This window comes from Comamonas sp. Tr-654 (genome assembly GCF_011752915.1).
Classification (GTDB): Bacteria; Pseudomonadota; Gammaproteobacteria; order Burkholderiales; family Burkholderiaceae_C; genus Comamonas.
In genome coordinates this window covers 854,255-868,925 of the sequence record NZ_VWWQ01000002.1, presented here as the reverse complement: position 1 = coordinate 868,925, position 14,671 = coordinate 854,255, and the positions used below count along the sequence as shown (strand labels likewise).

Here is a 14,671-nt window from a genome sequence, read left to right as displayed (position 1 = left end):
AAACTGACTTATGCGTTCACTTATGTCCCAATGCCCAAGTGGTTGGGCATCCAGCAAATTGATGAGCATGGCACTCTCCCTTTGCGTCATGGTAGCTCTCCTTCGCATGAGCTTCCGCTTCTGGCCGCACGCGGTCGTGGTGCTTAGTCAAAGGTTACCTTCACGATGGTTGATCGGCTGGCGATGTCGCGCAGCGCTTCGAGGAAATAGCCCCCGCGAACCCCCTGCAAGTGCTCTGTATTGATGAACTGAAGCTCGCACTCGCCAGGCCAGCCAGGGCCACCATTCAGGCAGTCCCAGAATGCATCGAGGTTGCGCCCAAAGTAGCCCGAACTGTCGGGCTCGGCCGACTTCAGGTACGCTGACCAGAAGTCCACTTCGGACTGAACAGTGAGGCAATCAACAACGATGGTTCGCATGCTTCCCAGCCTACCTGAAAGGCGCAACTCGCCAACGGCGGCTCCTGGCCGAATGCGTTCGCGCTCTTGGTCAACTTCATTGCTCGGAAACGGTCGCTCAAGGTTCACATTCTCACCGACTGGTTTCGGGCGAGCAGCTCCGAAAGATGGCGGACTCGACTCGGCCAGGAGCTGTCGTCCGTTGCCAGGCTGAGAACGGCGGATTCAGGCTGTGAGCGGTCTATCGCCGGACGGCAGACTTGATGTCACAGCGCGACAAACCTGAGGTACCAATCAGCAGTCGTTCATGTCGCCAAGCCATCGACTCATCGCAACCGATGGACGCGTTGTCTAACGAGCTTTTCTTCGAGAGCTTCGTGGGCGGGACATGCCACGCCCTGACCGTCTACCTAAGCTGGTCTACCAAGCGTAAGCCTGGGGTGCTTCGCCACCCGGACCAGGCCAGATGGCATCCAGTTTCGCAAGGGTTTCGTCCGAGAGCTTGAGCGTAATCGCAGGGAGGTTCTGTTGCAACTGCTCCACTGTGCGGGGGCCACTGATGACCGAGGTCACGACCGGGTTGTGAAGAAGCCAGGCCAATGCAACAACCGCAGGTGCTTGGCCCAGTTCTTGGCACAAGGCCTCATAGGCCTCTAGCTGCGGGCGGAACCTCCTGATCTGCTGTTGCAGTCCCGGCGCAGCACGCCGGCCTTCGGTGATCTTGCCCAGGACGCCGCCCAGCAATCCCATACCCATCGGACTCCAGGGAATCAGACCGATCCCGAAGTGCCGCAGCGCTGGAATCACCTCCAGCTCAATGGTGCGCTGGCTCAGGTTGTACAGGCTTTGCTCTGAAGCCAGCCCCAGAAGGTGGCGCGACGCAGCCGAGCATTGCGCTGTCGCGATGTCCCAGCCCGCAAAATTGCTGCTGCCCACATAGGTGATCTTGCCTTCGCGGATCAACTGCTCCATGGCCTGCCAGATTTCCTCCCAGGGCGTGGCCCGGTCGATGTGGTGCATCTGGTAGAGGTCGATGTGGTCGGTCTTCAGACGCCTGAGGCTGGCTTCGCAGGCGCGGCGGATACGGTATGCCGACAAGTACTTGTCATTAGGCCCGGTGTCCATGGGCTGGTACACCTTGGTGGCCAGGACGATCTTGTCTCTGCGCGCAGGATTCTGTGCCAACCAGTTTCCGATGATCTCCTCGGAAGTGCCGTAGCCCTTGACCATGTCCGGCGACTGCGGGCCACCATAGACGTCGGCGGTGTCAAAGAAATTGATGCCTGCTTCCAGTGCCGCGTCCATGATCTTGAAGCTGGCAGCTTCGTCGGCCCGCTCGCCAAAATTCATGGTGCCCAGTGCGATGCGGCTGACCTTGAGGCCGGTGCGGCCCAGATGTTTGTATTGCATGTGATTCTCCAAGTGAGGTTCAGGCTATATGTCTCGCTGCTGCGCGCGCAGTCATGGCGGTCAGGACCGCGCATATCGCCAGCAGTGCGGCGCTCAGTAAAAAGGTGCTCTGGTAGCCGCTGTGATCGAACATCAGTCCGCCCACGGTGGAGCCCAGCGCGATGGACATCTGCACCACTGCGACGAACAGGCCGCCGCCGGCTTCCGCATCCTGAGGGAATACCTTGGCGATCCAGGCCCACCAGCCCACGGGCGCCGAGGTGCCGGCCAAGCCCCACAGGCCTAGTAGCGCGACGACTACTGCGGTCCAGTTCCCAAGGGCCATCAAGGCCAGCGCGGTCGCGGCCATCAGCAGCGGGATGACGATCAGTGTCTGGTAGAAGCCCCGCTGCAAAGCCCTGCCGATGAGCACCGTGCCCACGAAGCCTGCCGCACCGATTGCCAGCAGGATCAGCGAGATCGTGGCTCCATGTACCCCTGTGACCGTTTCCAGGAATGGCCGCACATAGGTGAACAGCGCGAATTGGCCCATGAAAAGCAGGCTGCTTGCCAGCATGCCGACAGCGACGCCAGGGCGGACGAACAGGGTGAACACCTTGAACACGTCTCCAAAGCCAGATCTGCGTGTACAGGAGGGCATCGACGGCAGCGTCTTCCACTGCCAGGCGAGTGCAATCAGCGACACCGGCACCAGGCAGAGGAAAGCACCGCGCCAGCCGACGACCGTGCCCAGATAGGCACCCAGGGGGGCGGCGATCACCATGGCGAGCGCGTTGCCGCCATTGACGACGGCGAGCGCCCGAGGGACATCGTGCGCTGGCACCAGCCGGATAGCCGTGGCTGCCGACATGGACCAGAAGCCACCGACCACTACACCGATCAGCGCCCGGCCCAGCATGTAGATGAAGTAGTTTGGTGCCAGGGCGACGATGGCGCCAGAGATGCCCATTGCCAGTGTTAGCCCCAGAAGCAGTGACTTGCGGTTCAGTGTGCCCGCCAGCGCCGAAATGAAGAGACTGGTCAGCACGGCAAAGGCGCCAGAGATGGCGATGCCCTGGCCGGTCATGCCTTCGCTAACCTGAAGGTCGCTCGCCATCGGCGTCAGCAGGCTCACGGGCAGGAATTCGGAGGCGATCAGTGCGAAAGCGCAGACCGACATGGCGAAGACGCCGCTCCAGGATGCGGCTGGTGCGGAGGCTCTATTGGAGGTTTCAGTGTCCCCCCGGGGGACGGCTGTTGCGGTGCTGGTCATGGAGTGTTTTCTTCTGTGACGCAATAGGAAACGCCGCGCCATCCGCCGGGGCGTGCGCGGTCGTGGATACGAATGGGAGGAGGACGACTCGCGCGCCTCGTGTATCAGCTCTACGCCGGGGCGGCCAGGTTCTTCTGGAAGAACGCGGTCAGCTTGTCGAACGGAATCTTGTCTATCCGGTCATACAGATCCGTGTGGACGGCATTCGGAACGATCACCAGTTCCTTCGGTTCGGCTGCTGCCGCGTAGGCGGTCTCGCTGAAATAGCGTGAATGCGCCTTCTCGCCATGGACCAGGAGGATCGGCCGCGGCGCAATTTCCCGGATATAGCTGAGGATGGGCAGGTTCATGAATGGCAGCGGCGTGGTGATTGTCCAGGCGTTGCCGGAGTTGACCGCGCGTGGGTGATAGCCGCGCGGTGTCCGGTAGTAGTCGGCGTACTCGACCAGGAACTGCGCCTCGCCGCCCTTGAGCTCGTTGTAGGGCGGCTGGTAGGCGGGCTTGCCGGCCTCGGCGTCTTTCCAGCGCTGCTGCCCCAGTTGCTCCAATATCTGCGTGCGCTGCTCCAGGGCCACGCTGTCGTTGTAACCCTTGGACATGACACGGGTCATGTCATACATGGTGCTGGCCACGACAGCCTTGATGCGCTTGTCCACGGCGGCGGCGCTCAGTGCCATGCCACCCCAGCCGCAGATACCGATGATGCCGATGCGCTCGCGGTCCACATTCGGCAGCAGGCCCAGGCAGTCCACTGCCGCGCTGAAGTCCTCGACGCTGATGTCGGGCGAGGCGACATTGCGCGGGGAGCCGCTGCTTTCTCCGGTGTAGGAGGGGTCAAACGCCAGCGTGATGAAGCCGCGCTCGGCCATGGTCTGGGCGTACAGGCCGGAGGATTGTTCCTTCACGGCACCGAATGGGCCACTGACGGCCAGCGCCGCGAGCCTGCCGCTGGCGTTCTTCGGCTGGTACAGGTCGCCGGCCAGGGTGATGCCGTAACGGTTCTGGAAGGTGATCTTCCTGTGCTGAACCTTGTCGCTCTGGGGAAACACTTTGTCCCACTTGTCGATGCGCTTGGCGGCTGACAGCGTTTGCGGTTGTGCGTGCGCGGAGCTGGCAGCAATGGCACCGACACCCGCGGCAGCGATGCCGGTGCTCATCTTCAGCAAGCTGCGACGGCTCACGTCCGGGCTATCGGGCGTGACGGTGCCGTTTGTCTCAATGGTTGGAGTCATGATGGGTTTACCTTTTATCCAGGCCGCTGTTGCGGTGGAGATAGATCGATGGTTCAGGAGGCGGCACGCTCGATGCGCACCGTGTATGGCCCGCGGCGGGACAGCATGGACAGGCCTTCGTCCACCTTGCCCAGCGGCAACAGGCTGCGCGAGTAGGAGCGCGGCTTGATGAAGAGGGCCAGGTTGGCCCAAGGGGCGTAATGGGTCAGCTCGCCGGCCACGGGCTCCATGCCCTCGGGAGCGCCCTGCGTGGACAGCTTGCGCGGCAGGCTGGAGACCCGCTCGATGGTGTCGTAGTCCTCCATCGTGAGGGTCAGCGGCAGCAGGGCGGCGAAGTCTCGGGCGGTAGCGTTGTCGTAGAGCGTGGCAGTGGCGACCTGCTCACCAACGATCAGGCGAATCTTCATGGTGGAGTCCTTGGAGGGCATACGCGGAGCCGGTGTCTGGGCGTTCGAGTTGCCAGGAGTGCAGGCAGCCAGCCCGAGGAACGAGCCGATCAGCAGCGCGAGCATTTCGCGCCGCCAAGGGAGTGTGATAGCTGGCTTTTTCATGGCCTCAATTTTTGCGAGGCCTCGTACGGTTGACTAGCTACTGAATTCTTAAATGGCCTATAAGATGAGCTAATCAATATTCATGCGAGACTGTCGTCATGGTCCGACGCAACCTCAACGATCTGCTGGCCTTCGTCACCGTCGCGCGCGAAGGCAGCTTCACTCGCGCCGCCGCGGCTCTCGGGGTGACGCAGTCGGCCCTGAGCCAGACGATCCGCGCCCTGGAAGAACGCTTGCAGATCCGGCTGCTCACACGTACCACACGCAGCGTCTCTCCGACTTCGGCCGGGGAGCGGCTGATGCAGGCCATAGGCAACCGCTTCGATGAGATCGAAGCCGAGCTTGATGCCTTGACCGAGCTGCGTGACAAGCCAGCCGGGACCGTACGCATTACCTGTGGCGACTATGTGCTGCACAGCGTGCTGCTGCCCAAGCTCGCGCCGGTGCTGCGCGAGTATCCCGACATCAGGCTGGAGTTCGATGTGAACTACGGGTTTCGGGACATCGTGGCGGATCGCTTCAACGCCGGCGTGCGCCTGGGCAAGACCATCGACAAGGACATGATTGCCGTGCCTATCGGTCCGCCCATGCGCCTGGCGGTGGTGGCCTCCCCGGACTACTTCAAGGCCCACGGCAAACCCAAGGTGCCGCAGGATTTGATGATGCATCAGTGCATCAACCAACGCATGCAAAGCTCCGGAGGCCTCTATGTCTGGGATTTCGAGCGCCGCGGCCAGCAGATGAATGTGCGTGTGGATGGGCAGCTGATCTTCAATACCACCCAGCCCCAGGTAGACGCGGCGCTGGCCGGGCTGGGCATCACGCTGCTGCCGGAGGACGAGTTAACGCCTTACCTCGAAGACAGTCGGCTCCTGCGTGTGCTGGAAGACTGGTGCCCGAAATTCGAGGGATACCATCTGTACTACCCCAGCAGGCGTCAGCCATCGCCCGCTTTCAGCCTGATCGTTCAAGCGCTGAGAATCACCAATCCTCGCTCAACGATGCGGTGAGGTCAGGGCCATAAGCAGTCTTCGGTTGTAACGCCACCAACGACTGCTTAGGGTCGATTGCTGGCCAACACGAACAACTGCTAGCGGAAAGTTCAGCCTTGCAAACTTGACGCACAGAATCTAGTGTCTGGGAACGGCTGCTTACGACAAAAGCAGACATTGGACATTGAGGCCCGAACGACAGCAACGGGTCGGCCGTGGGCTGGTTCGCAATTCTTCCTCTGTTGGATGCTGCAGCCTGATCTGAAGCGTGCAGCGGAACAACTCAGATGACGGCAGCAAGTCCATTGCCGCTTTGGTTGCCAATCTAGCCCCGCTTCCAAACTTGCCATTTTCGGGAGACTGACCTTGAGGAAATGGGTTTCGTTTCTAAAGGACCGAGTGCGCGCAAGGCCATGCTCACATGCGTATTCCAAGCTCTTGTACACTCCAGACTCCCTTGGGGAGTAGCCTGCTTCCACCCAGGAAGCGCATGCGTCAACATACTCGGCATTCACTTTGCTGTGGCGTATGCATCCGTTCTTCGGTTGGCGAGACCATCGGCGTTTCATCGCGACAAAGCTCGGGCCGCGGTGAGATGCCGTTGTGCTCATGCCCGACCGTTAAGAATGAATCCCCAATGAATGCTGCCTCCATCTTTCTCCTCGCCTTCGCCATGTCTACCGACGCCTTTGCTGCAGCGGTCGGCAAAGGTTCTGCTCTGCTTAAACCCCGCTGGTCCGAAGCATTGAGGACTGGCATCATCTTCGGTGTCATCGAAGCCATCACTCCCTTGGCGGGCTGGGCTCTCGGCTATGCCGCATCAGACTACGTCAAAGCCTGGGACCATTGGATTGCCTTCGTACTGTTATTGGTTCTCGGCGGAAGAATGTTGATCGGAGCGATCAACGTAGATGGGGAGGAGCTCAGCAAGCCCGCACGACATGGCTTCTGGCTTCTGGTTGCCACCGGATTTGCAACCAGCATCGATGCCATGGCGGTGGGCGTAGGACTTGCATTTCTGGATGTGAACATCGCGACCGTCGCTCTTGCCATCGGCTTTGCAACCTTTGCCATGGTGACCTTGGGCGTCATGGTCGGACGCATACTGGGTAATGTCGCTGGGCGCTGGGCTGAAGCCGTCGGCGGCCTGCTGTTGATCGGTATTGGTTCGATCATCCTGTACGAGCATTTGACCGTCATCTAAATCAATTGACGGATATTTGAAGGTCTGCAAAGGGTCGCTATGCAACGATCGTCGTTCGGCAAGAAGCTGTCTTCGGAAGACTCTCTGGCTGAGGCCGCTTCAGGCTGACTGGAGGCATCGGTGGCATCGTTCAAGTGACGGTCATGCAACCGAGTCCTCTTCTGGACTATTTGGGTTCGCTGTACCTCCGAAAGATCTCCGCGGCCCAGTCTGCGAAGGCACGGATCTTGGCGCTCAGCTGTCGGTTGCTGGGATACACCAACCGGATCGTGTGTGCCGGGCGGGACCAGTCGGTCAGCACCTCCTGAAGGGTTCCGTCGGCCAGATAGGGCGCCGCTGCGAAGCGGAAGGTCTGGCCGATCCCCAGGCCATGGATCAGTACGTTCAAGTGCGCCGTGCTCTCGTTGACTGACGTGGCTTCATCGGCCTTGACCAGAACCCGTTCACTGCCCCTGTGGAATTCCAGCGCAAAAGCACGCCCACTCAGGGACGAAAAATAGCCTGCGAGCGAGTGCATCGGCGCTCCGCCTTCCGGATGCCGGGCGATCAAGTCATCGGGATGTCGGGGCCGCCCGTGGGCGGCTAGGTAATCCTTCGATGCACACGTTACCCACTCCAGGTCCGCCAAGCGCCGCGCCACCAGGCTCGAATCCGGAAGGTCGCCGCCGCGGATCACGCAGTCCACGCCGTCACTGATCAGATCGGCCGGGCGGTCGCTCACGCCTAGTTCGAGCTGCAGGTCCGGATATTGCTGCCGGAATTGCGGCAGCGCAGGAATCAGAATTCTGTTGGCCAGCACGGAGCCCACATCGACCCGTAACCGGCCCCGCAACTGGGCGCGTGCCCCGCTGGCCAACTGATCCATGTCTTCCAGCTCGGCAATCAGCCGCTTGGCGCGCTCGTAGTAGGCCGAGCCGTCTGCAGTCACGCTGACTCGGCGCGTCGTACGTTGCAGCAACCGCGCGCCGAGATGCTGTTCCAGGTCCTGCACCAGCTTGGTCACGGTGGGCCGAGGAATGTTCATCGAGTCGGCAGCTCGCGAAAAGCCACCCGTTTCGGCGATCCGCACGAAAACCTTCAAAGCAAGCAACTGGTCCATGGCCTTAATTATTCACCACCATGAATTGAGTTGGAAGAATTATCTGGTTTATTCATTTTTATGAACTATCTAAGCTTGAGGCTTCTTATCACTCACGGAGAAATCTCATGTCCCAGAAGCTTGCAGGCAAGATCGCGGTCGTTACCGGTGGCACCACAGGCATCGGCCTGGCAGCCGCCAAGGCCTTTGCCCAGGAAGGTGCCACCGTCTACATCACCGGCCGCCGCCAAACTGAGCTCGATGCGGCCGTAGCCGCCATCGGCCCGCAGGCCCGCGGTGTGCAGGCGGACTCGACCAAGCTCACCGACCTCGACCGGCTCTATGCCCAGGTGCAGACTGAGCAGGGCCGCCTTGACGTGCTGTACGCGAACGCCGGCGGCGGTGGCATGCTCCCGCTGGACAGCATCACCGAGGAGCATTTCGACGAAACCTTCGACCGCAACGTCAAAGGCGTGGTGTTCACCGTGCAGAAGGCGCTGCCGCTGCTCGACAAGGCAACGGCCGGTGCATCGGTCATTCTGGCTGGCTCGACTACCAGCGTGCTCGGCACGGCCAACTTCAGCATCTATAGTGCAACCAAGGCGGCCGTGCGCAACTTGGCCCGCAGCTGGATTCTGGACCTCAAGGGCCGCGCCATCCGCGTCAACACGCTGTCGCCCGGCCCCATCCACACGCCGGGTCTGGTGGAACTGGCCGGACCGGATGCCGCGCAGCAGCAGGGCCTGCTCGATTACCTCACTACCCAGGTGCCTCTGGGCCGCATGGGCCAGCCGGAAGACATCGCCAAGGCCGCCGTCTTCCTCGCCTCGGACGACTCTGCCTTCGTTAATGGCATCGAGCTATTCGCCGATGGCGGCCAGGCCCAGGTCTGATTGCTGCCCTCGAAAGGAGTCGACGATGAACCTGCCCACCGCCCACGAACTAGTGCTCGCCGACTTCGACAGCATCCGCATGCTGTTGATCTCCCCGTAAAACTGAGCCGCCGGAGATGCGGACAAAAGCTTGGTCCAGCCACCTAAAACCGGTCCAAGTTTTATCCGTATAGCTATTTGCCTGTTACCGAAATTTTTGCCGCAACAGGCAACTCTTTTCAGTGGGAGCGTTAACCCAGCAATTGCCTTTGCCGCTCATGTTCGGGCGCTCTTCCAAAAATCAATTCTTTTGAATATGGTTTTTCCTGTCCATGCAGGCTCCAGGTCAAAGCATCAGGCTCGACCTCGCAGCGGTTTGAGGCCACAGGCAGACATCAGGCTTTGATTGCCGGATGACGGCGAATGCCGCCCCCCGCAGATGAAAGTCTTCTTGCAGAGTCACTCAACCTTGAAGCAGGTAGCCAGACTCCCGACCTTGCCTGCCGTTGTGATGCACAACCCCCAGCTTGCTCAGCTGGGCCACAACCTGCATGACGGTTCCCACACTGACTGGGGTTCCCCGAAGGTATAGCTGACGATAGATCTCGTCTCTGCTGAGCGCATGTGGAGCAGAGCTCAGCAGGACCTGCAGCACGCCAATTCTGGCGACGGTTGGACGCAGCCCTGCAGCCCTCAGCCGTTGCATCACGCTGACATTGCTCAACCCTCTGGCCCTTCCGGGGTTCGTCTCCAACCTCCCCCCAGGGCCCGGTATAGCGCAATGCTCGCCTGCAGACGCTCCTGACGGATCTGAACGGCCAGATCCCGACTCTGATAGGCCACACGCTGCACATCCAGCAAGGTCTGCAGATTGTCCGCTCCGGCCTTGTATCGACTTTCGGCCAACGAAAGTGCCCTCTGTGCCTGGGCCAATTCCACGGCCTGGGCCAGCGCCTGCTTCTCGACACCATCGACCGCATTCAAGGCGGTTTGAACGTCGCCAAAGGCCTGCAGTATGGCTTGGCGATAGGCAATCAGCAGCTCCTCCTTTTGCGCTGCAGCCAGGTCCCTGCTCGAGGCCAGTCGCCCGGCATCAAAAATCGGCGCCAGTATTCCTGCGGCCAGCGAGGACAGGGGGTTCTCCAGCACCCTGCCCCATGTTCCGGTCTCGGAGCTCAGGCCTGCGCTCAGCGTCACGCGGGGCAGCATGGCGGCCCTGGCGGCGCCAAGATTGGCATCCGCAGCAAGCAGCAACGCCTCCGCCTTCGCCATGTCCGGTCTGCGTGTGATCAGATCCACAGGCGTGCCCAAGCCAATGCTCGGCACCTTCAGACTCGAAAGACTGGTCTCACGCACCAGGTCCATGGACCATTGCCCAGACAGCAGGGCCAGCACCGCATGGGCGTCAGCCGTCTGTTTGCGCAGCGAAGCCAGGGCACGCTGCTGAGCGGCAACCTGGCCGCGCTGCTGGGCCAGCTCCACGGAGCTTGCTGCCCCGTAGCGAGCCCTGGACTCCACCAGCTTCAGCAGCCGTTCGGAAATCTCGAGGTTGAGCCGGGCAATCTCAGCGCGCTCACGCAAGCCCACACACTGCAGCCAGGCCTGTGCAACCGAGGCCGTGACCGTCAGACGCACTGTCTCGCGGTCGAAGACGCTGGCCTGTCTGCCCGACTCGGCCGCATCCCTCAAGGCGCGCTGACGCCCCCAGAAATCCAGCTCGTAACTGCTCGATAGGCCGACCCGCCAGGTGCTGGCATTTCTTTCCGTATGACTGTCCAGCGCAGCCGATCTCGTAGCCCCGAAATCCGCATTCACTTCCGGCAAGAGAGTCGCGCCGGCATAAACGGCTCTGGCCTCCGCCTGCTGCACCCGCGCCACGGCGGCCGCCACATCCAGACTCTGGCTTGCGGCCTGCTCAACCAAGGCGCTGAGCTCCGTGCTGCCAAAGCTCTGCCACCAGCTGGTGCTGATTTCCTCGCTGCCAGCGCCCCTCTCCAGAGCCCAGGACTGCGGAATATCCAGAGCCATGGTTCTGGCCGCTTCAGGCGATTGCGTTGTCGCGCATCCAGCCAAGGCGAGCGACGCCAGGACTGCATTCCATTTGTACATGCCTACTCTCCCGCCAATGCTCGCACAGGCTCCAGGCGTGCCGCCGTTCTGGCCGGCATGAAGCCAAACACCAGACCCGTAAGCACCGCACAGGCAAATGCCCCCAGCATGGCTCTCACCGAAAACACCACGGCTACCCCCGAAACAATCAGCGCCAGCCCTATGCCCAGCCCCGCAAGCAGGCCTACGGCGCCGCCCACAATGGTCACCATGCTGGCTTCCGTCAGAAACTGGCGCAGGATGTCACGCTGCCTGGCCCCTACCGCCATGCGGATGCCGATCTCCCTTGTGCGTTCGCGCACCGTCATCAGCATCACGTTCATGACCCCTATGCCTCCGACCACCAGGGACACTGCGGCAATCAGCCCCAGCATCACGGCCATGCTCTGGCGTGTTGCGGCTTCGGCCTGAATGCGGGCCGCCGCATTGCCGATACCGAAGTCCTCCCGCCCGCCGTGCCGCGCCAGCAAAAGACTGCGGATGGACTGCTCGGCTTCATGGACCTGCTCCGAGGAGCTGGCCTCCACGACCACGTAATCGGGCTGGGTCTGCGCCTGATAGACCCTGGCGCGCCCCGACTGATAGGGAATGAAGACCATGTCGTCATAGTCCTGGGCGCCAGAGTCAGCCCCGCGCTCGCTCATGACGCCTATGACTTCGAACGCCGAGTTGCCGATGATCAGCTGCAGACCCAGGGGGTTGGCGACCTCGGGAAAGAAATGCCGGTGTGCCTTGTGCCCTATCACAACCAGCGGAGCCAGATCGCGATCCTCCACGTCCGTGAAGTAGCGCCCTTGAGCAACCCTCCAGTGGTGGACCAGCGGCATCTCCTGGCTGGCCGCAAACACATAGACCTGCTTGTCGGCCTTGCCATAGCGCACGGTGACGGGGTCTCCGATGACGGGCATCACTCTGCGTACCGACGACAGCTCCCGCATGGCAGCCAGATCGTCTTCGGTGATCTGGCCCGCAGGTCCGCCGGTGGCCGGTGGCTTGCTGCCCATGTAGAGAATGGCCGTTCCCATGGTGCCCATCTGCTCGACCACCTTGCGCCGAGCACCTTCACCGATGGCCAGCATGACGATCACCGAGGCCACACCGATCACGATGCCCAACAAGGTCAGGCTGGTGCGCACCCGATTCATGCGCATTCCGCGCCAGGCACTGCGTGCAGCTTCGGAGATTTCAGCGACCCAGGAAATTGCCGACGTTGCGCTGTTGCGCTGCGGGGTCAGCGGCGGCACGTCTCCATGGGTCTGATGACCGTGAGGAGCACTGTCATTGACGATGCGACCATCGCTGATCTCAATCACACGCCTCGCCTGTGCGGCGACTTCGCGATCATGCGTGATCACGATGATGGTGTGTCCGGCATCGGCCAGCTCGCGCAGCAAGGCCATCACTTCGGCGCCGCTATGCGAGTCAAGCGCTCCGGTGGGCTCGTCGGCCAGGATGATGTGACCGCCATTCATCAGCGCGCGCGCAATGGACACGCGCTGCTGCTGACCGCCCGAGAGCTGGTTGGGCCGATTGCCCAGGCGCGACCCCAGCCCCAGGCGCTCGAGCAATAGCTGAGCCCTGAGCATCCGCTGCTCCTTGGGCAAACCTGCGTAGATCGCAGGCATCTGCACATTCTCCGAGGCGCTTTCACTGGGAATCAGGTGGTAGCCCTGAAACACGAAACCGAAGGCTTCACGACGCAACCAGGCCAGGGCATCCGAGTCCAGCAGGGACACGTCCTGACCTTGAAACCGATAGCAACCTTCGCTCGGCTTATCAAGGCAGCCCAGGATATTCATCAAGGTGGACTTGCCCGATCCGGAGCTGCCCACCACGGCCACATACTCGCCCGCGCGAATATCCAGATCGATGCCATGCAGCACGGTCACCGACGGCTGGCCGCCCACACCGCCATAATGCTTGCGAATGCCACGCAGCGAAATCAGCGCAGCCTGCTCCATCGCACTCACCATTGCAGCCACCGCAAGCCGCCGGGAATCAGGGTTTCGCCGACGATGACGCGCTCGCCCTCGGCCACGCCATCGAGCACCTGCACCTGGTGGCGGCTTCTGACGCCCAGCTTCACGCTGCGCAGCTCAGGCTGGCGTTGGGTCGTCAGCACCCGGACGCTTTGCGACTGCGGCTCCTTCTCCGACTGAAGCGCTGTCAATGGAACCGTCAAGGCCTGCGGCGCACTGCCGGTCACAAAGACCACCTGTGCCGTCATCTGCGGCAACAGTTCCGCATCCTTGTTGTCCACGTCAAACAATGCTGTATAGGTCACAGCCTTGGTGGCTGCAGCAGGTGTCGCCGCACTGCCCGCTGCAGGCGCGACGCTGGCCGGCGGCGCAGGCAGCACCTGCCGCACCCGGCCATTCCAGCGCCGGGGCTGTTCCTGGCCGGCACTGCCCAGCGTTGTGAAATACACAGGCATATCGGCTCTCACACGCCGCACGTCGGCTTCCGAAACATCGGTCCAGACCGTCATCGCCGTCAGATCGGCAATGCGCAAGATATTGGGCGTCTGATAGGTTGCATTCAGGGTCTGGCCTTCACGTGCATCGACAGACACCACCGTGCCCGACATAGGGGCATAGATGCGGGTGTAGCCCAGACGCGCCTCATCGGCCTTGAGGCTGGCCTGGGTTTGCTGCATCTGCGCCTTGAGGTGGTCGATGCGCGCGGCAGCTCCGGCCACCTGGGCTTCGGCAATCTGCACGTCTTCCTGCCTGGTCGCTTCTTCGGATGCCAGCTGCTGCTGCCGCTTCAACTGCTGGCTGGCAAGCTTCAGCTGCGCCTGCTGCTCGGCGATCTGGGCACGCAGGCTCGCCAGCGACGCTCTTCCCGCATCCACGGTGGCACGCTGCACGCTGGGATCTATCTCCACCAGCAATGCGCCCTTTTCGACCCTGGCTCCTGGACTGACCAGCAAACGGGTGATCTGACCCGAGACCTGCGCCCCTACATCGACATAGGTTCTGGGCTGCAAGGTTCCGATGGCGGTGACCGTGGACTCCACATCCTCACGCTGCACCAGAACACTTTGGTACTCGACCCTGGGCCGACTTCCCCACCACAGGGCAGTGCCTGCAGCACAGACCAGTAGCAGCCCGAGGCCGCCCCAGCGTTTGACTTGTCCCACCTTCATCAAGCTTGCACTCTCCAGAAAACAATTTGCAATCGCTGCCGAAACCCGCGACCAAGAAACGAGTCGCTGCGATTGAAGATAAGAAGCCGCACGGGCTTCAAGGATTTGGTCACCAAATGCAGCTGGCCACGACCGCCAGCACCGCCACGGTGGCAGCCAACACCAGGTAGCGAGCCGACCCCAACAATCCCACGACCGTCGCGAGTGCGCCCAGACTCCAGAACCCCAGCACGAGCACGCTGCCAACCGTTGTGCTCCAGCCGCTCCAGGCCCCGACAGGGGCAACCATGGCAAACAGCTCCATGACCGCGTGCCGAGCCGACACCGGCATAGACCGATCCGAGCTCTGAGGCTTACCCGGCTCATTCAGTGGTATCTGGAAAGACTTGGGTGCTTCGGCACCGACGCCATGGCAAGCGGCAGTC

Annotated in this window: 14 protein-coding genes and 1 riboswitch; of the genes, 3 read left to right on the top strand and 11 right to left on the bottom strand. The window is 61.8% G+C overall.

The window, feature by feature from the left end:
* Positions 1-143: 143 nt before the first annotated feature.
* From F3J24_RS09645 to F3J24_RS09625, 5 genes are all read right to left on the bottom strand, one after another.
* Positions 144-419: a barstar family protein gene (locus F3J24_RS09645; RefSeq protein ID WP_167005203.1), complete on the bottom strand. Its 276-nt coding sequence runs from the start codon at positions 417-419 to the stop codon at positions 144-146.
* Between the two features lie 399 nt (positions 420-818).
* Positions 819-1,808, bottom strand: a complete 990-nt coding sequence (locus tag F3J24_RS09640) for an aldo/keto reductase (RefSeq protein ID WP_167005200.1) — start codon at positions 1,806-1,808, stop codon at positions 819-821.
* Between the two features lie 19 nt (positions 1,809-1,827).
* Positions 1,828-2,967 carry an MFS transporter gene (locus F3J24_RS09635; RefSeq protein ID WP_205244701.1) on the bottom strand — a complete coding sequence of 380 codons (1,140 nt, stop codon included), beginning with the start codon at positions 2,965-2,967 and terminating at the stop codon, positions 1,828-1,830.
* Positions 2,968-3,170: 203 nt separating this feature from the next.
* Positions 3,171-4,292, bottom strand: a complete 1,122-nt coding sequence (locus tag F3J24_RS09630) for an alpha/beta hydrolase (protein ID WP_167005196.1) — start codon at positions 4,290-4,292, stop codon at positions 3,171-3,173.
* 53 nt (positions 4,293-4,345) lie between these two features.
* Positions 4,346-4,843 carry a cyclophilin-like fold protein gene (locus tag F3J24_RS09625; RefSeq protein ID WP_167005194.1) on the bottom strand — a complete coding sequence of 166 codons (498 nt, stop codon included), beginning with the start codon at positions 4,841-4,843 and terminating at the stop codon, positions 4,346-4,348.
* Positions 4,844-4,941: 98 nt separating this feature from the next.
* On the opposite strand from F3J24_RS09625, the gene F3J24_RS09620 reads away from it, so the two are divergent.
* The gene (locus F3J24_RS09620; RefSeq protein WP_167005191.1) at positions 4,942-5,853 is read left to right on the top strand and encodes a LysR family transcriptional regulator; all 912 of its coding nucleotides are present in this window, start codon (positions 4,942-4,944) and stop codon (positions 5,851-5,853) included.
* A gap of 429 nt (positions 5,854-6,282) precedes the next feature.
* Positions 6,283-6,458, top strand: a riboswitch (yybP-ykoY riboswitch).
* Between the two features lie 14 nt (positions 6,459-6,472).
* A complete protein-coding gene (mntP, locus tag F3J24_RS09615) occupies positions 6,473-7,039 on the top strand; it encodes a manganese efflux pump MntP (RefSeq protein WP_167005188.1) in 567 nt (188 codons plus the stop codon).
* Positions 7,040-7,205: 166 nt separating this feature from the next.
* On the opposite strand, the gene F3J24_RS09610 is transcribed toward mntP, so the two are convergent.
* Complete coding sequence (locus F3J24_RS09610) at positions 7,206-8,138, bottom strand: LysR family transcriptional regulator (protein WP_167005185.1); 933 nt, start codon at positions 8,136-8,138, stop codon at positions 7,206-7,208.
* Between the two features lie 107 nt (positions 8,139-8,245).
* Here F3J24_RS09610 and F3J24_RS09605 point away from each other — a divergent pair, with 107 nt between their 5' ends.
* Positions 8,246-9,010: an SDR family oxidoreductase gene (locus F3J24_RS09605; protein WP_167005182.1), complete on the top strand. Its 765-nt coding sequence runs from the start codon at positions 8,246-8,248 to the stop codon at positions 9,008-9,010.
* Between the two features lie 442 nt (positions 9,011-9,452).
* Here the strand turns inward: F3J24_RS09605 and F3J24_RS25150 are convergent, their stop codons facing one another.
* From F3J24_RS25150 to F3J24_RS09580, 5 genes are all read right to left on the bottom strand, one after another.
* On the bottom strand, positions 9,453-9,695 hold the full coding sequence (locus F3J24_RS25150) for a transcriptional repressor (RefSeq protein ID WP_370527728.1): 243 nt from the start codon (positions 9,693-9,695) through the stop codon (positions 9,453-9,455).
* A 14-nt stretch (positions 9,696-9,709) separates the two neighbouring features.
* Positions 9,710-11,098, bottom strand: coding sequence for an efflux transporter outer membrane subunit (locus F3J24_RS09595; protein WP_167005175.1), 1,389 nt, complete (start codon positions 11,096-11,098; stop codon positions 9,710-9,712).
* Between the two features lie 2 nt (positions 11,099-11,100).
* Positions 11,101-13,059 (bottom strand): ABC transporter permease, encoded by a 1,959-nt coding sequence (locus tag F3J24_RS09590; protein WP_304515583.1) that lies wholly within the window; start codon positions 13,057-13,059, stop codon positions 11,101-11,103.
* 5 nt (positions 13,060-13,064) lie between these two features.
* The gene (locus F3J24_RS09585) at positions 13,065-14,246 is read right to left on the bottom strand and encodes an efflux RND transporter periplasmic adaptor subunit (RefSeq protein ID WP_167005169.1); all 1,182 of its coding nucleotides are present in this window, start codon (positions 14,244-14,246) and stop codon (positions 13,065-13,067) included.
* 109 nt (positions 14,247-14,355) lie between these two features.
* Positions 14,356-14,571 carry a hypothetical protein gene (locus F3J24_RS09580; RefSeq protein ID WP_240154291.1) on the bottom strand — a complete coding sequence of 72 codons (216 nt, stop codon included), beginning with the start codon at positions 14,569-14,571 and terminating at the stop codon, positions 14,356-14,358.
* Positions 14,572-14,671 lie beyond the last annotated feature (100 nt).

Excerpts from the sequence above, each read along its gene's own strand:
- F3J24_RS09645 (WP_167005203.1), bottom strand. The coding sequence starts at position 419 with ATGCGAACCATCGTTGTTGATTGCCTCACTGTTCAGTCCGAAGTGGAC.
- F3J24_RS09640 (WP_167005200.1), bottom strand. The coding sequence starts at position 1,808 with ATGCAATACAAACATCTGGGCCGCACCGGCCTCAAGGTCAGCCGCATC.
- F3J24_RS09635 (WP_205244701.1), bottom strand. The coding sequence starts at position 2,967 with ATGTCGGTCTGCGCTTTCGCACTGATCGCCTCCGAATTCCTGCCCGTG.
- F3J24_RS09630 (WP_167005196.1), bottom strand. The coding sequence starts at position 4,292 with ATGACTCCAACCATTGAGACAAACGGCACCGTCACGCCCGATAGCCCG.
- F3J24_RS09625 (WP_167005194.1), bottom strand. The coding sequence starts at position 4,843 with ATGAAAAAGCCAGCTATCACACTCCCTTGGCGGCGCGAAATGCTCGCG.
- F3J24_RS09620 (WP_167005191.1), top strand. The coding sequence starts at position 4,942 with ATGGTCCGACGCAACCTCAACGATCTGCTGGCCTTCGTCACCGTCGCG.
- mntP (WP_167005188.1), top strand. The coding sequence starts at position 6,473 with ATGAATGCTGCCTCCATCTTTCTCCTCGCCTTCGCCATGTCTACCGAC.
- F3J24_RS09610 (WP_167005185.1), bottom strand. The coding sequence starts at position 8,138 with ATGGACCAGTTGCTTGCTTTGAAGGTTTTCGTGCGGATCGCCGAAACG.
- F3J24_RS09605 (WP_167005182.1), top strand. The coding sequence starts at position 8,246 with ATGTCCCAGAAGCTTGCAGGCAAGATCGCGGTCGTTACCGGTGGCACC.
- F3J24_RS25150 (WP_370527728.1), bottom strand. The coding sequence starts at position 9,695 with ATGCAACGGCTGAGGGCTGCAGGGCTGCGTCCAACCGTCGCCAGAATT.
- F3J24_RS09595 (WP_167005175.1), bottom strand. The coding sequence starts at position 11,098 with ATGTACAAATGGAATGCAGTCCTGGCGTCGCTCGCCTTGGCTGGATGC.
- F3J24_RS09590 (WP_304515583.1), bottom strand. The coding sequence starts at position 13,059 with ATGGAGCAGGCTGCGCTGATTTCGCTGCGTGGCATTCGCAAGCATTAT.
- F3J24_RS09585 (WP_167005169.1), bottom strand. The coding sequence starts at position 14,246 with ATGAAGGTGGGACAAGTCAAACGCTGGGGCGGCCTCGGGCTGCTACTG.